The 23,689-nt window shown below is 49.7% G+C and carries 21 protein-coding genes; 12 read left to right on the forward strand and 9 right to left on the reverse strand.

The window, feature by feature from the left end; all coding sequences use genetic code 11:
- Position 1 precedes the first annotated feature (1 nt).
- Genes C2M29_RS10495 through C2M29_RS10510 form a run of 4 tightly spaced genes read right to left on the reverse strand, consistent with a single transcriptional unit; the run spans position 2 to position 4,000 of the window.
- Positions 2-778 carry an enoyl-CoA hydratase-related protein gene (locus tag C2M29_RS10495; protein WP_105189732.1) on the reverse strand — a complete coding sequence of 259 codons (777 nt, stop codon included), beginning with the start codon at positions 776-778 and terminating at the stop codon, positions 2-4.
- 8 nt (positions 779-786) lie between these two features.
- Positions 787-2,394, reverse strand: a complete 1,608-nt coding sequence (locus C2M29_RS10500) for a carboxyl transferase domain-containing protein (protein ID WP_105189733.1) — start codon at positions 2,392-2,394, stop codon at positions 787-789.
- Between the two features lie 8 nt (positions 2,395-2,402).
- Positions 2,403-3,578: an isovaleryl-CoA dehydrogenase gene (locus C2M29_RS10505; protein ID WP_105189734.1), complete on the reverse strand. Its 1,176-nt coding sequence runs from the start codon at positions 3,576-3,578 to the stop codon at positions 2,403-2,405.
- Between the two features lie 5 nt (positions 3,579-3,583).
- Complete coding sequence (locus C2M29_RS10510; protein WP_105189735.1) at positions 3,584-4,000, reverse strand: MerR family transcriptional regulator; 417 nt, start codon at positions 3,998-4,000, stop codon at positions 3,584-3,586.
- A gap of 293 nt (positions 4,001-4,293) precedes the next feature.
- Here C2M29_RS10510 and C2M29_RS10515 point away from each other — a divergent pair, with 293 nt between their 5' ends.
- The 7 genes from C2M29_RS10515 to C2M29_RS10545 all read left to right on the forward strand — a co-directional run bounded on the left by C2M29_RS10515 (position 4,294) and on the right by C2M29_RS10545 (position 11,849).
- Positions 4,294-5,487 carry a thiolase family protein gene (locus C2M29_RS10515; protein ID WP_105189736.1) on the forward strand — a complete coding sequence of 398 codons (1,194 nt, stop codon included), beginning with the start codon at positions 4,294-4,296 and terminating at the stop codon, positions 5,485-5,487.
- A 63-nt stretch (positions 5,488-5,550) separates the two neighbouring features.
- The gene (locus C2M29_RS10520; RefSeq protein ID WP_105189737.1) at positions 5,551-7,041 is read left to right on the forward strand and encodes a CoA-acylating methylmalonate-semialdehyde dehydrogenase; all 1,491 of its coding nucleotides are present in this window, start codon (positions 5,551-5,553) and stop codon (positions 7,039-7,041) included.
- Positions 7,042-7,099: 58 nt separating this feature from the next.
- The gene (locus tag C2M29_RS10525; protein ID WP_105189738.1) at positions 7,100-8,257 is read left to right on the forward strand and encodes an acyl-CoA dehydrogenase family protein; all 1,158 of its coding nucleotides are present in this window, start codon (positions 7,100-7,102) and stop codon (positions 8,255-8,257) included.
- Between the two features lie 9 nt (positions 8,258-8,266).
- On the forward strand, positions 8,267-9,043 hold the full coding sequence (locus C2M29_RS10530; RefSeq protein ID WP_105189739.1) for an enoyl-CoA hydratase: 777 nt from the start codon (positions 8,267-8,269) through the stop codon (positions 9,041-9,043).
- Positions 9,043-10,176 carry an enoyl-CoA hydratase/isomerase family protein gene (locus C2M29_RS10535; RefSeq protein ID WP_105189740.1) on the forward strand — a complete coding sequence of 378 codons (1,134 nt, stop codon included), beginning with the start codon at positions 9,043-9,045 and terminating at the stop codon, positions 10,174-10,176. The genes C2M29_RS10530 and C2M29_RS10535 overlap by 1 nt, the downstream gene beginning before the upstream one ends.
- Positions 10,177-10,185: 9 nt before the next feature.
- A complete protein-coding gene (mmsB, locus tag C2M29_RS10540) occupies positions 10,186-11,073 on the forward strand; it encodes a 3-hydroxyisobutyrate dehydrogenase (RefSeq protein ID WP_105189741.1) in 888 nt (295 codons plus the stop codon).
- Positions 11,074-11,075: 2 nt separating this feature from the next.
- On the forward strand, positions 11,076-11,849 hold the full coding sequence (locus C2M29_RS10545; protein ID WP_105189742.1) for an SDR family oxidoreductase: 774 nt from the start codon (positions 11,076-11,078) through the stop codon (positions 11,847-11,849).
- Positions 11,850-11,912: 63 nt separating this feature from the next.
- On the opposite strand, the gene C2M29_RS10550 is transcribed toward C2M29_RS10545, so the two are convergent.
- Positions 11,913-13,652 carry a hypothetical protein gene (locus C2M29_RS10550; RefSeq protein ID WP_105189743.1) on the reverse strand — a complete coding sequence of 580 codons (1,740 nt, stop codon included), beginning with the start codon at positions 13,650-13,652 and terminating at the stop codon, positions 11,913-11,915.
- Between the two features lie 170 nt (positions 13,653-13,822).
- Between C2M29_RS10550 and C2M29_RS10555 the strand changes: the two genes are divergently transcribed.
- On the forward strand, positions 13,823-15,640 hold the full coding sequence (locus C2M29_RS10555; protein ID WP_105189744.1) for a protein kinase domain-containing protein: 1,818 nt from the start codon (positions 13,823-13,825) through the stop codon (positions 15,638-15,640).
- A gap of 471 nt (positions 15,641-16,111) precedes the next feature.
- Positions 16,112-16,282 carry a ribosome modulation factor gene (gene rmf / locus C2M29_RS10560; RefSeq protein WP_105189745.1) on the forward strand — a complete coding sequence of 57 codons (171 nt, stop codon included), beginning with the start codon at positions 16,112-16,114 and terminating at the stop codon, positions 16,280-16,282.
- Positions 16,283-16,338: 56 nt separating this feature from the next.
- Here rmf and fabA read toward each other — a convergent pair whose 3' ends face one another.
- Positions 16,339-16,854: a bifunctional 3-hydroxydecanoyl-ACP dehydratase/trans-2-decenoyl-ACP isomerase gene (gene fabA, locus C2M29_RS10565; RefSeq protein WP_105189746.1), complete on the reverse strand. Its 516-nt coding sequence runs from the start codon at positions 16,852-16,854 to the stop codon at positions 16,339-16,341.
- A gap of 237 nt (positions 16,855-17,091) precedes the next feature.
- Between fabA and C2M29_RS10570 the strand changes: the two genes are divergently transcribed.
- Genes C2M29_RS10570 through C2M29_RS10580 form a run of 3 tightly spaced genes read left to right on the forward strand, consistent with a single transcriptional unit; the run spans position 17,092 to position 19,232 of the window.
- Positions 17,092-17,949 (forward strand): 6-carboxytetrahydropterin synthase, encoded by an 858-nt coding sequence (locus C2M29_RS10570; protein WP_105189747.1) that lies wholly within the window; start codon positions 17,092-17,094, stop codon positions 17,947-17,949.
- On the forward strand, positions 17,942-18,802 hold the full coding sequence (locus C2M29_RS10575; protein ID WP_105189748.1) for a M23 family metallopeptidase: 861 nt from the start codon (positions 17,942-17,944) through the stop codon (positions 18,800-18,802). The genes C2M29_RS10570 and C2M29_RS10575 overlap by 8 nt, the downstream gene beginning before the upstream one ends.
- A complete protein-coding gene (locus tag C2M29_RS10580) occupies positions 18,795-19,232 on the forward strand; it encodes an acyl-CoA thioesterase (protein WP_105189749.1) in 438 nt (145 codons plus the stop codon). Before C2M29_RS10575 ends, C2M29_RS10580 begins: the two co-directional genes overlap by 8 nt.
- 216 nt (positions 19,233-19,448) lie before the next feature.
- On the opposite strand, the gene C2M29_RS10585 is transcribed toward C2M29_RS10580, so the two are convergent.
- From C2M29_RS10585 to C2M29_RS10595, 3 genes are read right to left on the reverse strand one after another with little or no spacing between them, the layout of a single operon-like run.
- Positions 19,449-20,765 (reverse strand): Na+/H+ antiporter family protein, encoded by a 1,317-nt coding sequence (locus tag C2M29_RS10585; protein WP_105189750.1) that lies wholly within the window; start codon positions 20,763-20,765, stop codon positions 19,449-19,451.
- 4 nt (positions 20,766-20,769) lie between these two features.
- Positions 20,770-22,707: a transglutaminase family protein gene (locus tag C2M29_RS10590; RefSeq protein WP_105189751.1), complete on the reverse strand. Its 1,938-nt coding sequence runs from the start codon at positions 22,705-22,707 to the stop codon at positions 20,770-20,772.
- Entirely contained in the window at positions 22,700-23,689 is a 990-nt protein-coding gene (locus C2M29_RS10595; protein WP_158684714.1) for a DUF58 domain-containing protein, read from the reverse strand. Before C2M29_RS10595 ends, C2M29_RS10590 begins: the two co-directional genes overlap by 8 nt.

A 23,689-nucleotide genomic window follows, 5' to 3' on the forward strand; every position in this document is an offset into this window, starting at 1 on the left:
GTTATCCTTGTTGTTGCCAAGCCGGCGCTTGTTTATTGAAAAACGCGTTTAAGCCCGCTTGCCCTTCGTCGCTTACGCGAATGGCGGCAATGCGCTCGGCAGTTAAATGGCGCAGGTCGGCATCAATGTCTTTACCGGCAACGTCATTAATTAAGTTCTTCGCTGCTTTAACGGCCATGGGACCGTTGTCGGTAATGATATCGAGAAACTTGTCGCATTCTGCTTGCAGGTCTTCACACACTTCGTGGATTAGTCCCATGGCGTGCGCTTTGTCGGCGTTAAAGACCTCTGCGGTTAAGAAGTAACGTCTGGCGTTACGCTCGCCGATGGCTTTGATCACATAGGGGCTGATCACAGCCGGGATAAGGCCAAGTTTTACCTCTGACAAACAGAATTTGGCAGTCGGGTTGGCAAGGGCAATGTCACAACTGGCGATTAGACCCAGGGCCCCACCAAAGGCCGCGCCTTGCACCAAACAAATGGTTGGGTGCGGGCAGGTGTGCAGCACATGCATGAGTTGGGCAAGCTCCAGCGAGTCGGCGACGTTGTCCTCGAACGAGTTGTCTTTCATGGATTTCATCCAATTCAGATCGGCACCCGCTGAGAAGTGTTTGCCTTCGCTATTAAGCACCAAGGCACGAATATCGAGTGTGCTTGCATGCTCGATTAAGCGGATCATTTCACTTATTAGCGCATCGTCAAAGGCATTGTGCTTTTCTACGCGCTGCAGAGTAAGCGTGGCGATACGGCTTTTACTAATATTGAGTGTAACTGACATAGCGCCTCCTACATTCTAAACACACCGAACTCGGTGTCTTTTTGTGGCGCGTTGGCAGCCGCTTCAAGGGCTAAACCGAGAACAGAGCGGGTATCCGCTGGGTCGATAATGCCGTCATCCCATAGGCGCGCACTGGCGTAGTAGGGGTGACCCTGACGCTCATACTGCTCAACGATGGGCTTTTTAAACTCTGCGACTTGCTCATCGCTCATGGATTGACCCTGACGCGCAAGACCATCTTGTTTCACCTGAGCTAGTACGCCGGCGGCTTGCTCACCACCCATGACCGAGATACGGGCGTTAGGCCACATCCACATCATGGTAGGGTCGTAGGCGCGACCACACATACCGTAGTTACCGGCGCCGTATGAGCCACCGATCAACACGGTAAACTTAGGCACTTCGGCACAAGAAACCGCGGTCACCATTTTGGCGCCGTGTTTGGCAATGCCTTCGGCTTCATATTTCTGGCCAACCATAAAGCCGGTGATGTTCTGTAAGAAAATCAGAGGGATATTACGCTTGGCACACAGCTGGATAAAGTGGGCACCTTTTTGCGCCGACTCGCTGAATAACACGCCATTGTTGGCGACAATACCAACCGGGTGACCGTAGATATGGGCAAAGCCGGTCACCAGGGTCTCACCAAAGTAACGTTTAAATTCATCAAACGATGAATCGTCGACGATACGGGCGATCACTTCGCGTACATCGAAGCTCTTTTTCAGGTCGCTACCGACGATGCCGTAAAGCTCGTGAATATCGTAACGGGGCGCTTTCACCTCATTCAGAACAGGCGCCACAGGGCGTACATGGTTTAAACGGGCGATACACTGACGGGCGATAGACAGCGCATGCTCGTCATTATCGGCATAGTGATCCGCCACACCAGACACCTTACAGTGCACATCCGCACCGCCCAAGTCTTCGGCGCTCACTTCTTCACCAGTAGCCGCTTTAACCAGCGGTGGACCGGCCAAGAAGATGGTGCCTTGCTCTTTAACGATAATGCTTTCATCGGCCATGGCCGGTACATAGGCACCGCCTGCGGTACACAGACCCATTACCACGGCGATTTGCGCTATGCCTTTGGCCGACATGCGCGCCTGGTTAAAGAAGATGCGACCGAAGTGCAGCTTGTCCGGGAATACCTCGTCCTGCTCCGGCAGGTTCGCACCGCCCGAGTCCACAAGATAAATACAGGGCAGGTGACAGCGCTCGGCAATTTCCTGAGCGCGCAAGTGTTTTTTCACCGTCAGTGGGAAGTAGGTACCGCCCTTAACCGTGGCGTCGTTAGCCACTATCATGCACTCAACGCCTTGAACGCGGCCGATACCGGCGACAACGCCAGCACACGGAATGTCTTGCTCATACACGCCAAACGCGGCGAATTGGCCAATCTCTAAAAAGGGTGAGCCTTCATCGAGCAAGTGTTCGATACGGTCGCGCACAAATAACTTGCCGCGACTTTGGTGACGTTCTACATATTTAGGGCCGCCGCCACCGCGCAGGGTGGCCGCCTTGTCATGCAGGTCTTGAACCAGGGCACGCATCGCTTCGTCATTGACGGCGAACTGCGGGTCCTTAGGGTTTATGCTTGAAGATAGAATGGTCATACAACACCTTAGCGGCTTTCGCTGAACAGTTCGCGGCCGATCAACATACGACGAATTTCAGACGTACCGGCACCGATCTCATACAATTTGGCATCGCGTAACAGACGGCCAGTAGGGTATTCGTTGATATAACCGTTGCCGCCTAGGATTTGAATCGCATCCAGGGCCATCTTGGTTGCCAGTTCGGCAGCGTAGAGGATAACCGCAGCGGCATCTTTACGTGTGGTTTCACCGCGGTCACAAGCGCGGGCTACGGTGTACACGTATGAACGCGCCGCATTCATTTGCGTGTACATATCGGCAATCTTACCCTGGATAAGTTGGAATTGGCCGATGGGCGTGTCGAACTGCTTACGCTCGTGGATATAAGGCACAACCACATCCATACATGCCTGCATAATGCCCAGTGAACCGCCAGAGAGAACCACGCGCTCGTAATCAAGGCCGCTCATCAACACCTTAACGCCTTCGTTTAGGTTACCCAGGATGTTTTCTTCTGGAACCGCACAGTTTTCGAATACCAGCTCACAGGTGTTTGAACCGCGCATACCTAGTTTGTCTAGCTTTTGCGCTTGTGTGAATCCCGGGGTGTCACGTTCAACGATAAAGGCGGTGATGCCTTTAGGGCCGGCGTTAGCGTCTGTTTTGGCGTAAATTACATAGGTGTGGGCATCCGGACCGTTAGTGATCCACATTTTATTGCCGTTAAGGATATAGTGGTCGCCTTTTTTCTCTGCTTTTAAGCGCATAGAAACCACGTCTGAACCTGCACCTGGCTCACTCATGGCTAGGGCACCAATGTGCTCACCGCTGATCAGTTTAGGCAGGTATTTTGCTTTTTGTTCTTCATTACCGTTACGGAAGATTTGGTTTACACACAGGTTAGAGTGAGCGCCATAGCTTAGACCAATAGAGGCGCTGGCACGGCTGATCTCTTCCATGGCAATTACGTGCTCTAGGTAACCTAGACCGGCACCACCGAACTCTTCGCTAACCGTCATGCCCAACAGGCCCATATCACCAAACTTGGTCCACAGCTCATTAGGAAACATATTTTGCTCATCGGTTTGCTCTGCTAAAGGCGCAATCTCGGCGCTGGCAAAGCTATTAACGTGGGCTCGGATCATGTCGGCAGTTTCGCCTAAGCCAAAGTTAAGCTCTTTATATAGAGAGATAGTACTCATGATGATTAATCCTGTTGTAAATGTGAGAGAGTTTCACGGCAGCGTTTTTCGGCCGTTACGAGTTCCATTAGTACGACTTTAATGTCGTCCATTTGCTGTATTAAGTGTGCTTTTTTCTCTTCGATAAGGTCTAACATAGTGACTAACTGTTTGGCGCTGGATTTGTCGGCGTCGTAAAGCTCGAACAAACGGCCGGTTTCTGCCAGGCTAAAGCCCAGGCGTTTGCCCCGTAAGATCAGCTTTAGACGGACCTTATCGCGTTTTGAGTAAATGCGGGTTTGGCCGTTACGACGTGGCATGATCAGTCCCTGGTCTTCGTAGAAACGAATACTGCGGGTGGTGATATCGAATTCTTTTGCCAGATCGCTGATGGAGAAAGTCTGTTCCGGTTGCTCGCTGGGGCTTTGGCTTCGCTCAGTCATCGTTATTTAGTCTTATCTACTACAAAATATTAACACCAATATAAGTGAAGTTTACGTAAAGGTAAAGCTGGATTTCAACTCTCTTTTGGAGAGGTACACAAACACAAATATGGGCGCTAGAGCCGGTTGTTATTGGCCTTGCGCGAAAGTGTAGGGGTTTTTAAGAAGCAGGGTTGGGCTGGTTAGATAAGTTTACAGCTCAAAAAGTATACAGATTAAACTTATCTAATTGACGTTGGCGTAAACGTAAATTTTATGTATGCTCAAGTGAAATTGATTATGGAGACCGGAATATGAGCTCACAGTTAAACGATAACGACATTGTAATTGTCAGTGCGAAGCGTACCGCCATGGGCGGTTTTATGGGCGCCTTGAGCGGCGCAAGTGCCACCGAACTGGGTGCCACTGCTATTAAAGGCGCGCTCGAGAGTGTGAATATTAACCCTAGTGAGATCGATGAAGTCATTATGGGCTGTGTTCTGCCTGCGGGTCTGGGTCAGGCGCCGGCGCGCCAGGCGATGATTAAAGCCGGTATGGACAAGCACACAGGTGCAACCACCATTAATAAGGTGTGTGGCTCTGGTCTTAAAGCCGTTATGTTGGCGCATGACCTTATTAAGGCCGGCAGCGTAAACAGCGTAGTGGCTGGCGGCATGGAAAGCATGTCTAATGCCCCTTATATGTTACCTAAAGCCCGTGGCGGTATGCGCATGGGTCACGGTGAAGTAAAAGACCATATGATGATGGATGGTCTTGAAGATGCCTACGATAACCTGGCCATGGGTTGTTTTGCTCAGGCAACGGCGGATCAATACGATATTACCCGCGAACAAATGGACGAATTTGCTGTTGCTTCATTGGAAAAAGCAAATAAGGCCATCGCCAGCGGTGCATTTAGCAACGAAGTTGTTGCCCATACCATCAGCACTCGTAAAGGCGACCTGGTAGTTGATACCGACGAGCAGCCAGGCAATGCCCGCCCGGATAAAATTCCTTCGCTACGTCCGGCATTTAAAAAAGACGGCACCATTACCGCAGCAAACTCATCGTCTATTTCAGATGGTGCCTCTGCGCTAGTGGTAATGAGCTATGCTGAAGCGCAAAAGCTGGGTCTTGCGCCTATCGCCCGTATCAGCGGTCACAGCACGCATTCGCGTTTGCCTGCGGAATTCACCATTGCCCCAGTGGGTGCCATGGAGAAACTGCTGGCTAAGCTAGAGTGGAGCACGGATGACGTGGATCTGTGGGAAATCAATGAAGCCTTTGCCATGGTAACCATGTTGGCCATCAATGAAATGGGTCTGAATAAAGACAAGGTGAACGTTAATGGTGGTGCCTGTGCTCTGGGTCACCCAATCGGTGCAAGTGGCGCACGTATCCTGACCACACTTATTCACGCTTTGCGTAACCAGGGCAAACGCCGTGGTGTTGCTTCTTTATGTATCGGTGGCGGCGAAGCCGTAGCCTTGGCAGTCGAAGCACTTTAATTTATCCAGCGCCCGTATAACGATAATTTCCGGGCGCGCAGTCAATTTGGGGAGACCTGTATTATGCACAAGGTACCATTATATATCGGCGGCGAAATGCGCCAATCTGAAACATCTCAGTGGTTAGACGTTGTAAACCCGGCTAACCAGGAAGTGCTTGCACAAGTGCCTATGGCCACCGAAGCAGAAGTAACTGAAGCCATTGCCTCGGCCAAAGAAGCGTTCCAAACCTGGAAAGAAGTACCGGTAAGTGAGCGTGCGCGCATCATGATGCGTTACGCTCAGTTGCTAAAAGACCACCACGACGAGCTGGCCACCATTATCTGTCATGAGCTTGGTAAAACCTTTGAGGATGCCAAGGGCGATGTATGGCGCGGTATCGAAGTGGTTGAGCAAGCGGCTAACGCACCATCGAACATGATGGGTGAAACCGTATCGAATGTGGCGCGCAATATCGATACCTACTCACTTATTCAGCCGTTAGGCGTGTGTGCCGGTGTAACACCCTTTAACTTCCCGGCGATGATCCCATTATGGATGTTCCCATTGGCGATTGTATGCGGTAACACCTTCGTATTGAAGCCGTCTGAACAAGACCCGCTAACGCCAATGCGCTTAGTAGAGCTGTTCGAAGAAGCCGGTGCACCTAAGGGCGTACTGCAGGTAGTTCACGGCACCAAGGGCCAGGTAGATCAGCTACTTGAGCATCCGGATATCCGTGCGATTTCATTCGTAGGCTCGTGTGGTGTAGGTCAGTACATTTATGACAAGGGAACGGCAAACCTAAAACGCGTGCAATGCTGTGTGGGTGCGAAGAACCACATGGTCGTCATGCCAGACGCGCACAAGCAAAACGTGATCAATAACCTGGTTGGTTCATCGGTCGGTGCTGCCGGCCAGCGTTGTATGGGTATTTCGGTAGCCGTATTCGTTGGCAGTGCGAAAGACTGGGTTGATGAGCTTAAAGATGCACTGAGTGTGGTTAAGCCAGGTCCTTGGGACCAAGCTGACTCAGCCTATGGTCCGCAAACAACCATCGCCGCGAAGCAACGTATCCTGTCGCTAATTGCCCAAGGTAAGCAAGAAGGCGCCGACTGTCTGCTTGATGGCTCTGACTTTACCGTTGAAGGCTATGAAGAAGGTAACTGGGTTGGACCTACGCTGTTCACCAATGTCACGCCTGATATGGCCATTTACCGCGAAGAAATCTTCGGCCCGGTATTGTGCTGTGTGTTTGTAGACACCCTGGACGAAGCCATTGCCCTAATCAATGACAACCCATACGGTAACGGTACTTCTATCTTTACCGCCAGTGGCGCTGCGGCACGTAAGTTCCAGCACCACATTGAAGTAGGTCAGGTAGGTGTGAACGTACCCATCCCTGTGCCATTGCCATTCTTCTCGTTCACCGGTTGGAAGGGCTCGTTCTACGGCGACCAGCATACCTATGGTAAGCAGGGTGTCCGTTTCTATACCGAGACCAAGACCATTACTGCACGTTGGTTTGAAGACGACGTGGTAAGTGGACCAAACATGAGTATTCACCTTAAATAATTTCTTTACGGGTCGCCAAGGAGCGGCCCGATAAGCATGTAGTACAAGAGAGTGTGTTATGGACTTTAATCTTAGTGAAGATCAACTGGCCTTTGCCGATATGGCCGAGCGTTTCGCCAGCCAGGAACTAGCCCCTTTTGCAGCAAAATGGGATCAGGAACATATTTTCCCCAAAGAAACCATTCAAAAAGCCGGTGAGCTAGGCTTTTGTTCCCTTTACACCCCGGAAGAAGCCGGTGGTTTAGGTCTTTCTCGTCTAGACTCAAGCATCATTTTTGAGCAGCTGGCCAAAGGCTGTACCGCCACCACGGCAATGTTGACCATTCACAATATGGCGACCTGGATGGTAGCAAGTTTCGGTACCCAAACGGCGAAAGACACCTATTGCCCAGAGTTGGTAACCGGTGAAAAACTGGCTTCTTATTGTTTGACTGAGCCAGGCAGCGGCTCGGACGCGGCCTCGCTTAAAACCAAGGCCGTACGTGATGGTGACCATTACTACATCACGGGTTCAAAAATGTTTATCTCTGGCGCCGGCAGCACAGAAGTGCTGGTGGTCATGGCCCGTACCGGTGAAGAAGGCCCCAAAGGCATTAGCGCCTTTGTGGTTCCTGCGGATGCAGAAGGCATCAGCTATGGTAAAGCGGAAGAGAAAATGGGCTGGAACGCACAGCCGACTCGTCTGGTTACCTTTGAAAACGTACGTATCCCAGCGGATCACCTGTTAGGTAACGAAGGCGAAGGCTTTAAGTTCGCTATGCAGGGCCTGGATGGCGGCCGTATTAATATCGCCACCTGTTCAATTGGTACTGCACAACAAGCCTTGAACACGGCGAAAGCCTATCTTAAGGAGCGTGAGCAGTTCGGTAAGCCGTTGGCGGCATTCCAGGCATTGCAATTTAAACTGGCGGATATGAACACCGAATTGGTGGCAGCACGTCAAATGGTTCGCCTGGCGGCGTTTAAACTGGACAGTGGCGATAGCGAAAAAACAGCCTATTGCGCCATGGCCAAGCGTTTTGCTACCGATGTGGGCGTGAAGGTGTGTGACGACGCGCTACAGATCCACGGTGGTTACGGTTACATTAAAGAATACCCGCTTGAGCGTCATCTGCGTGATGTACGTGTTCACCAAATTCTCGAAGGTACGAACGAAATCATGCGCTTAATCGTTGCTAGACGTATTCTGGCCGATGAAGTGAACGAAATTCTTTAGGAGGAAGTTATGTCAGCACAAATTCAACTAGAAAAAAAAGGGCATATTGCCGTCCTTACCATGAGTAATCCGCCGGCAAACACCTGGACTGAACAAACGCTTATCAGCCTTAAAGAACAGGTTGAAGCCCTTAACGCCGATAAAGATATCTTTGCCTTGGTACTGACAGGCGAGGGTGAGAAGTTTTTCTCGGCCGGCGCCGACTTAAATGTATTCGCCAGTGGTGACAAGGGCGTAGCTGCGCAGATGTCACAAGTCTTTGGTGCCGCCTTTGAAGCGCTAAGCAATTTCCGCGGTGTGTCGATTGCCGCTATCAATGGTTATGCTATGGGCGGCGGTCTTGAAGTGGCCTTGGCCTGTGATATCCGTATCGCTGAAGAGCAAGCGCAAATGGCACTGCCGGAAGCCAAGGTGGGTCTGCTTCCTTGTGCCGGTGGTACTCAAAACCTGTCATGGCTGGTGGGCGAAGGCTGGGCCAAGCGCATGATCCTGTGTGGCGAGCGCATTAAAGCCGACAAGGCCAAAGAAATTGGTCTGGTAGAAGAAGTGGTAGCGACAGGTGGTGCCCTTGATAAAGCAATGGCTCTTGCCGAGCAAGTGGGCGACCAAAGCCCGGTAGCAGTAAGCTACTGTAAGGAACTGATTCAAAAGGGTCGTCACGGCGACATCACCAGTGCCTTGCCTTTGGAGCGTGAGCTGTTTGTGAAATTGTTCGACACGCAAGACCAAAAAGAAGGTGTAAACGCCTTCTTGGAAAAACGCAAAGCGAACTGGGTGAACGGCTAATGGATACACTGATCCCTCTCAATAACCCAGAATCAGAGGTGGTGTTTGAGCTGGCTCAGTGTAGCAATGGCGCAAAAATCGCCCTTGCTACCTTAAATGTGCCAAAAGCACTCAATGCCTTAAACCTGAATATGATCCGCCTGCTCGACGAGCAGCTGACCAATTGGCAAAGCGACGACGAGGTTGCCTTGGTGATCATCAAGGGCGCCGGCGACAAAGCCTTTTGCGCCGGCGGCGATGTGGTCAGCCTGCACCGCGCTATGGCCACGGGTGAGCCCAAAGACTATGGTAAGACCTTCTTTAGCGAAGAATACCGCCTGGATTATGCCATCCACTGCTATGACAAGCCGATCATCGTGTGGGGTGATGGCTTTATCATGGGTGGCGGTATGGGCCTGATGGCCGGTGCCAGCCACCGCGTGGTCACCGAGCGCTCTAAGCTTGCCATGCCGGAAATCACCATAGGCTTATACCCGGATGTGGGCGGCAGCTATTTCTTGCAAAAAGCGCCAGACCAGGTGGGTCTATTCCTCGGTCTAACCGGGGCATTAATGAATGCCGATGATGCTCGTTTTGCAAGTTTGGCGGATCACAGCATCGACAGCGAGCGCTTTGTTGAGTTGCTCAGCACCTTGTGTGAACAAAGCTGGGGTAAGGTTTCCGCTCTTAATCACGATAAGCTGACGCAGCTGTTGAAGAAATTCGAAAGCGAGTCCAAGGCGATGGAAAAAGGTGGCCTGCGCAAGCATCAGGCAGTTATCGCCAAGCTAGCCGAATTCGATACTTTGGAAGCCAAGGTGGATTACCTGAGCGGCATAGAGACCGAGGATAAGTGGTTGGCCAAGGCCATCAAAACCCTGAAACACGGCTGTCCGCTCAGCGCACACCTGGTTTTCGAACAGCTTAAACGTGCTCAGGGTCTATCCCTTAAAGCCTGTTTCCAAATGGAACTGGGTATGTCGGTAACCTGCTGTGAGGTAGGTGAATTCCAAGAGGGCGTACGTGCGCTCTTGATCGATAAAGACATGGCACCGAAGTGGCAATATCCCACTTTAGAGAGTGTGCCTGCCGATGTGATCGAACGATTTTTTGCACCCATGGGTGAGAGCCACCCGTTGGCAAGCTTAGCTTAGGAGAAAGGCATGGCTAAAATAGGATTTATCGGCCTGGGTAATATGGGCGCGCCAATGGCGCGTAACCTGATTGCCGCCGGCCACGAAGTGCAAGTATTTGATTTAAACCAGCATGTGGTCAGCCAGTTGGCTGAGGAAGGGGCAATGGCGTGTAAGAACGCCAATGATGTCGCTCAGGGTGCTAACTTTGTGATCAGCATGCTCCCAGCGGCCAAGCATGTGCAATCACTTTATTTAGGCGAAAATGGCTTAATTAACCATCTTGGTGACGATGCCATTGTGATCGACTGCTCAACCATAGATGCGGCCAGTGCCAAGAGTCTTGGCGAAGCACTAATGGACAAGGGCATTGCCTTTGTCGACGCGCCGGTTTCAGGTGGCGTAGCAGGTGCCGCGGCGGGTACCTTAACCTTTATCGTCGGTGGTGCGCAGGAACATTTCGATGTGGTTGAGCCCATTTTACAAAACATGGGTAAGAATATTTTCCATGCCGGTGCCATTGGCGCCGGGCAAGTGGCTAAAATCTGTAACAATATGCTGTTGAGTATCTTGATGGCGGGAACCAGTGAAGCCCTGCAAATGGGTATTAATCACGGCCTTGATCCTAAGGTCCTGTCTGAGATCATGCTTAACAGCTCAGGCCGTAACTGGACGCTAGAGCTGTATAACCCATGTCCGGGTGTGATTGATTCTGTGCCTTCAAGCAACCAGTACCAGCCGGGCTTTATGGTTGATTTGATGGCTAAAGACCTGGGGCTGGCCTTAGAAGCGGCGCAAAACTCAGGCTCGGTAACACCACTTGGTGCGCTTAGCAAAAACCTCTACACCCTGTTGCAAAACCAAGGGGCGGGAGCGAAAGACTTCAGCGCTATTTTTACCCTATTTGAGAAGAAATAAGCATGGATTTAAATAATAAAACCATAGTTGTCACCGGTGGTGCCCAGGGCTTGGGTCTCGCCATGGCGCAAATGGCTGCCGAGCAAGGCGCCCAGTTGGCCCTGATCGATATGGACAGTGCTCTGTTGGATGAAGCCGTGACGCATTTACGTCAGGCCAGTACCAATACGGATGCAAAAATTAAAGCCTATGTAGCCAACGTCAGTGTTGAGCAGGAAGTGGAAGCAACTTTTGCCGCTATCGCTCAAGACTTTGGTGCCATTCATGGCCTTATCAATAACGCCGGTATTCTGCGCGACGGTCTCTTTATCAAGGCCAAAGAAGGCAAGGTGGTTGATAAGATGTCACTGGCGCAATTCCAGTCTGTTATTGACGTTAACCTCACCGGTGTTTTCCTATGTGGCCGTGAAGCAGCGGTACACATGGTTGAAAGCGGTGAGGGCGGCGTTATCATCAACATGAGTAGTGTGGCACGTGCCGGTAACATGGGTCAGACCAACTACTCGGCGGCTAAATCCGGCGTGGTTGCCATGACGACCAGCTGGGCTAAAGAGCTGGGTCGTTTTGGTATTCGCGTGGGCGCCATTGCCCCAGGTGTTATTCGTACCAAGATGACGGATGCCATGAAGCCAGAAGCCAAAGAGCGCCTGGTGAAGATGAAGCCGGTGGGTCGCCTTGGTGAAGCCGAGGAAATCGCACATACTGCCAAGTATATCTTCGAAAACGATTTCTTCACCGGGCGTGTGGTTGAAATCGACGGTGGTATTCGTTTGTAAGACGTATATTCGACGTAAAAAAGGCGGTCAATGACCGCCTTTTTTGTGTTTGCTTTCTATTCGTTAGTTTTTACGAATATGCGAGCTAGAACTTAGCTGTATACCATGACCATTGATGTCTGTGGTCATTGAACCGGAAATATTTTGCTCGGCCAGAGCTTTTAATTCCGGCGGCAGCTCTTGTCCGCTCGCTTCATTGGCGGCGACAACTATTTCCATTAATGGCGCGAGATTAACCGTCATACCAAGCAGACCATTGGCTTCAAGCGCTTGATTTTGCAAGGCGCTGGCTTGCTGCTCGGCTTGCTCACCGGTATAGAAGGTAATGTGGTTACCTTTGACCGCTAACTTCATGTCCAAGTCGTGTTCCATGCCCATTTCCAGTAGCTCGTTCACTGAAACGGCACTGCCATCGCTTGGAATTGTTACTTGGGCAAGCTCTGGTACCAGTGATTTGGCGGTATTGATCAGTGTCATAGGATCATCGGCACTGAGCGTTACCAGGCCGCTAAACTCTTTGATATCAGGCGCATGTGGGTTGGTTAAATCCAGCTCTAAATCGTTTATGGTGACGCTGACACCCTTAACGCCGTAAAACATACCTGTCGCCATGGCGATGGCCATGGGATTGGCTCCCTGAGCCTGCTCTTGAGCCATTAATAACGGCTCACATTCGAACTCGGCTTGGGTGAAGGAGCTCCATAAGGTGTTGGTTAGCGAGCCCACCTTTGAGACGTCAATGCCATAACCCAGGCTCAAAATGGCCGCATCGGCTTGGGTAACATGTTGTGGAATAAAACCGCGCAGGGTTGCCAGGGCGCCAAGCAGGTCGTTATCACTGCTTTCGAAAATAACATCGGCGTCAAAATTAGCATAGCTGCTGGTGACTTCTAAATCCGATGTGCCCCACACCACGGCCGGGAATTTAGTAGCGATGGCGGGTAGATCTTTTTTACAGCCCGGGGTGCGCAGTGCGTCTAACGCATCTTCCTTTCCTGCTTTGGCTATAAAGGTGTCGATCATGGTACCCAGGCGTGAAGGTTTTTCGGCAACCAGAGCCGAAACCAACGCCTTATTATCGATAAAATTGACCGAGCTGCCGTCCCAGTCGTATTTGTCAGCGTAGGCTTGTAAGCGACCGGTGCTAGCCAATGAATTCGCGGGCTTTTCGGTGGCCAAGGCAAGGGCAAGATCGTCGTCGCTGCCAAACATGTCGCTGCTTAAGGTCAGGGTTAACCACTGTCCTTGCACGCTGGTGATGAGTTCAAGAGACTGGCCTTGCTGTGCTTCAAGGATAAAGCGGGTATAGGCGGTATTAGCCAAGGTGTGCTCTTGATAATTCAGGCCCGCTTTATCGGCCGCTTCCTTAAGTGTACCAATAAAGGTTTGTGGCTCGGCCAGCTCGATACGAGCAACCGGCATAAGGCCAACCGCATAGGTCAGGTAACGCAGTTCGCTGCCAAAACCCCAAATCTTATCTGCACTTTGACTTGCCATGGCCTGCTCATATTTACTCACCAGCTCGGCAATGAATACCGCCGTTGCGTCGCCTTCTTGTCTCAATGCCTCGGTGATTTCACTGAACTGACCGCGTTGCTCATCGCTCAGCACAGTCGCGGGTAATAACTTGGCATATTGTTCATAGGGGAAGGGGGTAAGCTGAGACGCGAAAAACACCGTGTCTGCTGGCACATAGTCCAATTCGGCGAGGTTAATTGCGGCACTGGTTTGATTAGTTTGCTGGTAATACACACCAACACCAAGGGCAGCAACAACCGCCGCGCCAACGAGGACTTTCTTCATGAGAACTCCATTTCTATTTATAAGTGTAATTGTGAGCAAAAAGCATACTGTATTGAACCTGCCTTAACAAGCGCACGGGCTGGGTGAATTTGTTTCCGGTTATTTCGAATGGCGGAAAAAAAGCGTAAACTGAGCAGATAGTTAGCATTTATTCAAACACCGAGGTAACGGTGGCGCAGCGGCCGATCACGAACTTCTACATCAATGAAGAGCAGTCTATTTATCTGCTTTCACACCGTGATGCAAAAAAACACAAGCAATGGCTTAACATCTGTATTAAGCAATTGACTATGCTTGGCTACCAGGAGGTTGAATTGATTGGCTCCGGTGCTTACGGTTTTGTGTTTGCCGGTGTGGACGACAAAGCGCAGCAGTGGGTGTTTAAGTTCTCCCGTATTACTCTGGCGCAATCGGTCCGCGATCGCCTCGAAGACGAAGCCTATATGCTGTCGCGTTTCAATCATCCGATGATCCCTAAATTTTATGCCTTTGAGCGTATTAAAAAACAGGGGATCTTGATGATGGCCCGGTCTTTAGGGCACGATCTAGAGCATTTTTCCCTGCGCTTGGGGAAAATATCCGCGAAACAACTGCTTGCCTTGGCACTGCAATTACATCAGTTGTTATTGGTGTTGCGTAACCACCGCAATGGCATTACCCCAACTCCCGTTGTCCATGGCGATATTAAACCCTCTAATTTGGTATGGGATCCGCGCACCGGCGCCTTGTCTTTGGTCGATTGGGGTAGCTCAGTGTATGCCCAACTCGATGCCCAGGGTCATCCCGTGGGCGCCAATGTCATGGATTTAATGTCTGCGGACATTACCAATACCAACGCTCGTATGGGGGATGTGTATTTTATCGGTGACGAGCAGATGTCCGGCGCTAAGTCGTCGCCGCGTTTTGATGAGCAGGGCGTCGCCTCGACCTTGTATGCGTTGGCGTCGGCTCAGTCCTGCCGGTTTGGTGCCCAGGTTATTCCCGCCAGCTCCCTGGGGCTGCCTATGGAATTCGCCAGGGTAATAGACGCAATGCTTAGTAAGGATAAGGCTACACGGGACAGTGCCGGCGATTATTTTATGCGTAATATGCCAGCTATGGCTCGCGCTTTTGTGCCTGTGCAGCAGCGCGTACCGTCTAAGTCGCTGATCCCGTTTTGGAGCTCGGTGGCCGATATCTTGCCCGACACAGTAGTATATAGCTCGCGTAAACAGTTTCTACGCCAGGCCGACGCTGATAAGCGTTTAAGCGATGTTAACGACGCCCAGTTAGAGCGTTATTATCGGGAGTTTTTGTTCGACACCGGCGACACGGAAAAAGCGTTTCTTGCCGCCATTAGCCGTCTGGCAAAATACCCTGTGGTGGGCGGCCTCAGTTTTCACTGGAAAAAGGATAACCTGTTTGTCGAATCAAGCCTGATACTCTACGACGAATCAATGCAACTGGCGTTTCAGGATGCGGTCGACAACACGGTGAAGCTGGCCCAAGGCATTGAACAGAAGGGCTTGTTTAAGTGTTGTTTGTTCGACGCCAGACAAACCATTCAGCTTGAGCGAGACGACACCGGCGCTTTTGTGTTTGAGCAGTTACCCGAGCTCAGCTATGACGTCATAGATATACCCTCCACGGAGATGCTGAGGCCACATTCTTACTTTGAGGACGGAAAAGATCCGGACGAGCAGTTACAACTGCCGAAAAAGATTATTCAATGTGTTTTCGAGCTCAATAAAATTCATCACACCGGCTGCATCATTTTCGAGTCTTTGCCACAACGTCTGAAAGTTCACCACTATTATCGTCTGCTTGATGCCAGCCAGGAAGCACGTTTTGTGCAACTTCTCAATGAAATTATGCAGTATGCCATGAGCATAGACGGGGTTGGGGTGGCGGGTTTTATGAAGCTGCCGTATAAGAATACAAGGGAGTTTTCACTGTGCGCAAAACAGCCGGATTATTTTTTATCAAAGAACCCAAAAAAACATAGTTGATGCAAAAATTAACATAAGATCGCGGTTCGCAAACGCAATGTTGTGAAGATCTGCGCCACTTTTGTTTTCTACAAAAAGCATGCACATATTATATCTAGCCACGCCAAAAAATAAGACTTGAAAACTGTCTCAATAGACGGCAGATTGACCTTAGGGACAACGGAACTTATTAGTCACTTTCGTTGTCAGTAGTTGTAAGTATCGTCCGTTTTGCGCAAGAAGATATTACCGTCAATTACACGGATTTTAGCGCTGCAGACGATACCGTTATTACGGAGTCCATGTAATCGGTCGAAGAAACAGAGGTACGGCCACTTATTTTTTCGCAGTCAACAACTGTTCATCGCGCCTAAATAACCTGCTGTGGTTTTAAGTATGGCCAACAAAAATGACAGTTCTATTAATTATCCATTACTTGTAGATGATAAAAACACTACAAATGACGAAACTACAATGGTGAGGACTTTACCTATGAAGAGACAAAAACGTGATCGTCTAGAACGCGCCCATTCTCAAGGTTATAAAGCAGGCATGGCAGGCCGCTCAAAAGAAAACTGCCCCTACCAACAGCTCGACCCGCGATCACAATGGCTTGGCGGGTGGCGAGAGGCCATCGAAGAACGAGCCCAATTTAAAGTCTAAATTCAAAATAAAAACGCCGCTATTTAGCGGCGTTTTTACGTATTTAGTGCTGGCGCTTAAAACGCGCTGGTATCTTGGAAAAGACCTACTTTTAAATCTTTCGCTTCATAGATAACACGACCATCTACCTCTACGGTACCATCAGCCATGCCCATGAATAATTTACGCTTGATAACACGTTTCATATCGATGCGGTAGGTTACTTTTTTAGCGGTAGGCAAGATCTGACCGGTAAATTTAACTTCGCCCACACCCAGGGCGCGACCAAGACCTGGTCCACCAGACCAACCTAAGAAAAAGCCGACGATTTGCCACATTGCATCTAGGCCAAGACAACCAGGCATTACCGGATCACCTTTAAAGTGACAGTCAAAGAACCACAGCGACGGGTCAATATCCAGCTCGGCAATGATTTGGCCTTTACCGTGCTCACCACCATCTTCAGTAATAGAGACGATGCGATCCATCATTAACATATTGTCGCTAGGAAGACGGCAATTGTTCTCACCGAACATTTTGCCTTCACCACACAACACCAAGTCTTCTTTCGAGTAGCTATTCTTACGTTCCATAACACACTTATTGTTTGAAAATTTGCAGCTACTTTAGCGTACACCTGTACGCTAAACAACTCTGAGCAGTCATTTAATGACTTAGTTTTACGCGTTTTTTATGTAATTTATGTGAACTTGAAGTTGTGTCACTGTTAAAGGGCCGGAAATTACCAATAAATCCGCAAAAGGGCAGCAATTTAACCCTTTCCTCTGTATAATTTGGACAAAATTCTCAATTGCTTTTTAGGCTAGCCTATGACTTTGTTTGTCAACGATCTTACCGTTATCGATTTTTCATATTTTTGTCCCGACCGAGGACCGGTAGGAGAAAGTTGGATTGTTGATTTAACCCTGGATGGAGATTTGAATGATGAATCCATGGTGCTTGATTTTGGCTTGGTAAAAAAGCAGATAAAACGCATTATCGATGACAGTGTCGACCACACCTTGGCAGTGCCGATGCAGGCGGATCTGAGCCTGGTAGAGCGTGATGAGCTCGTTATTCTCGACGCCCGTTTTGGCGCCAATCATCATTTGGCAATGAGTGCGCCATTGCAGGCGGTGAGTAAAATTGACGCGCCACGCATTGATGAGCAGGCGCTAACAGCGCATCTGATTACCTTGATCACTCCCCAGTTGCCGGCCAATGTTACCGGTATGGGCCTACATTTGCGGCCCGAGCCAAGTAGCAGCTTCTACTATCACTATTCTCACGGCCTTAAAAAGCACGATGGTAACTGCCAGCGCATTATCCATGGTCATCGCAGCACCTTGGGTATTGAGCTTGATGGCATGGCGATGCCGCGCTTACAAAAAGAATGGGCCGACCGTTGGCAAGACATTTACCTACTTAGCGCAGAAGATAAAGTGGATGCGACGCAACTGCAGCATATCCAGGCCCAGGAAGGTGACCTTTGCAGCCGTTATCGTTCAACTCAGGGTGAATTTGAGCTTGCCATCAGTGCTGAGTGCGTTGAAATACTTCCTTGCGATACCACGGTTGAATGTATCGCCGATTTTATGGCTCAAGAATTAAAACAACAACACCCCGACAAGCAGGTTAAGGTGACAGCATATGAAGGGGTAGGGAAAGGATCCATTAGTTATGCTTAAACGTTTCATTTGCTCGAGTTTAATTGCTCTTGCATGTATTGGTAGTCCGGTCGTCTCCGCTAAAGGGGCAAACTTACCAGCGCCTTTGGTTAAGGGGTCGCTTACGCAAGGAGCCATGCTGATTGGGCAACTCCCTGATGCGCAAAAGGTCGTGTTTGCCGATCGCGAACTAAAACGTAATGCAGAAGGCTACTTTGTGTTTGGTATTGGCCGCGATGCCGAGCCGCAGCAGCAGCTTAAGTGGCTTGATCAGCAAGGCAATTGGCAGTATCTGGATTTTACCGTAACCCAGCGTGAATACGATATCGATCGTATCGAAGGGGTTGAGAAGAAATATGTGGCGCCACCCCAGGAGGTGCTGGAGCGTATTCGCAGTGAAGCCGCCATGGTTCGCCAGGCCCGTGCCAATGAATCGGAATTAACCGACTTTATGGCAACCGTTTATCGCCCGGCACAAGGGCGAATCTCCGGGGTCTATGGCAGTCAACGTTACTTTAACGGCACGCCTAAGCGCCCCCATTTTGGTTTGGACATTGCTAACAAGACCGGCACGCCCATCTATGCACCGCTGCCTGGACGAGTGGTGTTTGCACACTCGGACCTTTATTACTCCGGCGGCACAGTGATCATCGACCACGGTCATGGTATCAGTTCAACCTATATCCACATGCACAAGGTGCTTGTTGACGAAGGTGAAATTATTGAAACAGGCGAGCGCATCGGCCAAATTGGTGCCACAGGGCGGGTTACAGGCCCGCATTTAGACTGGCGTTTTAACTGGTTTAACACCCGGTTAGACCCTCAACTTATGATGATAGATACTCTAGCGAGCGAAGCTAACACGAATGACTAATACCATAGATAAAGAAGCAATTGTTGCACAGCGTATTCACGACTCAATCACCCATGTAACTAAAACCGTGTTTCCTGGGCGAACCAACCACCATAACACCTTGTTCGGTGGCGATGCCCTGGCGTGGATGGATGAGGTTGCCTTTATTGCTGCGACCCGTTTTTGTCGCAAGCCCTTAGTAACCATTTCTTCAGACCGTGTCGACTTTAAAGAGGCAATTCCTGCGGGTACCTTTGCCGAATTGGTATCTAAGGTAGTGCACGTGGGTAATACCAGCTTAAAGGTGGACGTGGAAATCTTCCTCGAGACCATGCACAAAGACAACAAGCACCTAGCAATTCGCGGTAGCTTTACCTTTGTCGCCGTTGATGAAAATCATCGTCCGACGCCGGTGGTGTGCGAGCGAATGCTCAACGGATTTAGCGATTAAATAGATTGGGGGCTTAGGCTCCCTTTTTTATACCCCACCTAAATTGAACACATCATACCTAAATTAGGCTGATATGAAACCTTAGCATCGGCAACTAATTTCTAAAAATGCGGTGTACAAGCGACTATCGTCTCTTTGTATGACCGGGTTACTAGATAGCTTGTTCGGTATAAAAAGAGCCGCAATACTGCGCCTTTTTCGGGTTGCTAAGTGTGTCTACAGCACCATGGCCGCTATCCAGCCAAATATCACTAAGGGGATATTAAAGTGGATAAAGGTTGGGACCACTGAGTCCCAAATATGATCGTGTTGACCATCAACATTTAAGCCCGATGTTGGTCCTAGGGTCGAATCCGAAGCGGGGGAGCCCGCATCGCCTAAGGCGCCGGCGGTGCCAACCAAGGCGGCAGTGGCCATGGGTGAAAAACCCAGTTGTAAACACAATGGCACAAAAAGGGCAGCGATAATGGGCACGGTGGAAAACGAACTGCCTATGCCCATGGTGATCATCAGACCGACTAGCAATATAAGTAATGCGGCCAGCGGCTTATTGCCGCCAATTAACTCTGTTGCGGTGCTTACCAAGGTGCCGATGTGGCCGGTGGCCTTCATCACTTCGGCAAACCCCTGTGCGGAAATCATAATGAAACCTATCATCGCCATCATGGCCACGCCTTTAGAAAACACATCCTGGTTTTCGTGCCATTTGACGATACCAAAGATGGTAAAAACCATGACCCCGACTAGGCCGCCGAGTATCATCGACTGGCTCATAAACTGGGCGATAAGCGATAAAAGAATGGCTAAAGTGCCGACCATTAATACCTTGCCCGGGTTCTCTACCTTGAGTGCCTCGTCCTCGCTGACAGCGCTGTGATTATATTCACGCTTACGTCGGTAACTAATAAATATTGCCACTAATAAGCCAACAAACATGCCTATAGCCGGAATAATCATGGCCTTAGGCACCGCGCTCTTATCAATTACCAGGGCATTCTCGACCAGGTTAAGGTGCAAAATATTATAAAGATAGATGCCACCAAAACCGTAGGGCAGTACCATATAGGCGGTTGCCAAGCCAAAGGTGAGAATGCAGGCGATGGCGCGGCGGTCCAGTTGCAAGCGGTTAAAAATGCCCAGTAATGGTGGGATCAAAATAGGAATAAAGGCGATATGGACCGGGATAAGGTTTTGTGAGCTTAATGCACAAAAAAGAATCACTGTCATAATGGCAAAGGATAAATAGCGCTGCGACGTCTGCTCTTTACCCATTAAGGTCAGCAATCGCGCTGCCAATAAGTTAGTGAGCCCGGATTTGGCGATGGCTACGGCAAAGGCGCCTAGCATGGCATAGCTCAAGGCTATTTCTGCACCACCGGACAGCCCATTATTGAAAGCATTTACCGTATCGGTGAGGGAGAGTCCGCCGACCAAGCCGCTGGCAAGTGCCGCGACCGTCATGGCGACAATAACATTGACCCTAAACAGGGTTAATAACAGCATGAGAACCACGCCAATAATTACTGCATTCATGTGATTAACCGATAATCTTTATTGATTTATTTACTAATTTTTTAAGTTCTAAGCGCTGCTTTTTGGTTAGAGGCTGTTGCTCATAGGTTGTTTGAACATACAAACGTGAAATTCTTTCCATGTGCGCTTTTAGTTGTGGCGTATGTGTCGCCAGATAGTCGAGCTGTGCTACTGGGGTCAGTTGCTCTGGTGATAACAGAGCGGAAGCTTCGGCGGCATCAAATAGCCTGGATAATTGTTTGGCACTGAAGGTCAGTTGCACCTTGCGTTGGCGTGAGCTTAGCATCAACACAATAAATAACGTCAGGGCAATGGCAATTACCACGAGGGCCATACTGTATTGTGCGAACTGACTTCCCAGCAAGCCCTTTAGTAAGTTATTTTGCTTTTGCTGGTCGAACCCTAAGACCCATTTGGTCCAGGTGTAATCGATTTTTTCTAGTTGAATACGCAGCCAGTTCAGAGATTTAAAGCTACTAAGTTGCAAAAGGCCAAGCTCGAGGTTGGCGCGAAATTCTTGCCGTAACTGCTCAACTTGAGATAAGGAGCCATTAAGGCGCCCAGGTGCCACCACTGCGGTGGCATCAAAACGCTGCCAACGTACACCGTCATGATATTCGACCCAGGCGTGAGCGTCATACTGATACACAGATAAATAATCACTGCCGCCGACATTTTCTCCGCCTAAATAACCGGAGACTACCCGAGCCGGTATTCCGACGCTGCGCATCATAAAGGCGCTGACGCTGGCATAATGGCCACAAAACCCACGCTGCGTCTGCGTTAAAAAGATGTCCAGCGTATCGCTGCCGGTAATAGGGGTTGGGGTCAGCGTATAGGTAAAGCCTTGATAGCGGTAATAATCATAAAGCTCCGCGATAAACGCGTTGGCATCATTGCTTTTGGTACCCAGGCGTCTCGCCAAGTTACGGGTCAGCGGGTTCCCTTGCTGTGGCAATTGGGTGTAATACTGATACTCATAGCGACTCAAAGCCTCGGGCAATTGCGGCCGATAACTTAGCGGGTATTTAAAGCTCGAAGCGGAGGGGTCTTTACGTTGTAACAAACCATCGCTTAGGTTTCTAACGTCGGATGCGCGACTCACACCATCTCCGAGCGTATAAAGCCAAGGGTTCGCACTTTTTTCAAGGTATATTTGTGCCGAGCCCGAATAGGCAGGCCAATCGATATTGGTGCGCGCCTGGGCCGGTATCTTTGCTTTTATCCAGGCTCTGCCGTCAAACTCAGTGTGTAACATGGCGCGCCAGTAATAGGGGGGTGACGCCAGAGTGTCATTAAACTCGGCGCGAAATACCAGCTCGTCGGATTTAGCCAAACTGGCGATGTCAAACGGGTCTATACGCTCATTAAGACCGGTTTTAGCGGAATTAGCCCCAGGTAATTGCCAAAAGGCGGGCATTTTTGGTACGAATACCAACATCAGCGCCGCTAAAGGTACGGCAATACTCAGCGAATAAATGCTCTTTCGTATCGCTAAACGTGTGGTTGGTAGGCCGTTGAGACTCGCCAGTGCTATGGTCAGGGCGATGAAAAAGAGACCGACGAGCAATGTACTATATAGCGACTGTTGATAAAGAAAGACCGTTGAGATAGAGAAAAAGGTGAGTACGATCACCGTTTGCTGTTGCTTTGCGCTACTTGCCTGCAACAGTTTTAAAATACTGGCCTGTAGCAGCATGGTCACAAACAATAAAACACTTTGTTTTAAGTCCACGGTAATAAAGAGTACCGCCAACAGGGCGGCGGCGAGAATATTTGTAGCCAGCAACGCTGGACGTGTTAATCCCTTATTGGCAAGCAATAAATTCCAAAGGCATAACAGCAGCAACAGACTTAACAACATGGTCGGGAGCTCAGTCGCTAACAACATAAGGATGCCGATATAGATAAAGCTTAAGGCGCTACTGGCAAAATTACTCATGAATTGCGCCCCGGTTTTTATAAAGGGCGAGGGTGCGAAGTGCTTTTAGGTAGTGTTCATCGCTGCTATCACTGGGTAGCGTGAGGCCTGGTAACCTGACGGCTATGGGAATATGTTGGATTTGTGCCTGCTCAATACTATAGGCCATCAGGCTTAAGCGATTTTCGATATCACCGGGTAATTGCCCAAAATCGACGACATAGGCACTGTCAGCCTCGGTAATAAACTCTTTGACTAAAAGCTGCTCACGCTTAGCGAAATGCTTCCAGGAAATGCGCCGATAATCTGCTAGCTGTTTATGCTCTTTAAGGCCATCGAATTCGTCATTGCCGGACTGACTCAGGGCGCCACTACTTTGTTGCGGCGTTTCACTAAGCGCTTGCTTATTTAGGGCATGGTTATGTGGCTGCGGCGCAGGATAAACATAATAATCGGCATTGGCTTCGAGATAGCTCCACACTTTGGCGAGACCAAATGGATAGGTAGAAAATATTTTTAACCTAGGTACCTGATAACAACCTCTAGGTTGTTTATCGCCATTAATATAGACATCCTGACTGGTACTATCGACTTTCTCAACCAAGGTCGTATTGCCACGCCACTGGAATTGAACAGCATAGCTATTTCGCTGTTGGTTAGTGACACTCAGGCGATAAGTTCGCCCTTGATTGGCGTAACCACTAGGTACTTCCTTAAATTGCAGTTGCAGCCCCCTGATATTGGCGTAGGACTGGATCAACGACATGAGTACGAGTACCAACATCAAGTAAGAGCTCAACTGCACCAGATTATTTTGGTAGTTGGCGGCAAGAATAAAATTGAGCCCGGCAACCAATAGAAACCCAAAGCCAAGCTTTGAAGGCAGTACATACACTGTGCTGTGACCTAAGGTTAACGTCGCTGTTTTATGCTTATCCCTGAGCAGCCAGTCTTGGAGTCGGTGATGGAGTGGGGCACAGATCTTGTGTAGCAGGGCGACCAT

The sequence above is a fragment of the Pseudoalteromonas sp. T1lg48 genome, assembly GCF_002964785.1.
Classification (GTDB): domain Bacteria; phylum Pseudomonadota; class Gammaproteobacteria; order Enterobacterales; family Alteromonadaceae; genus Pseudoalteromonas.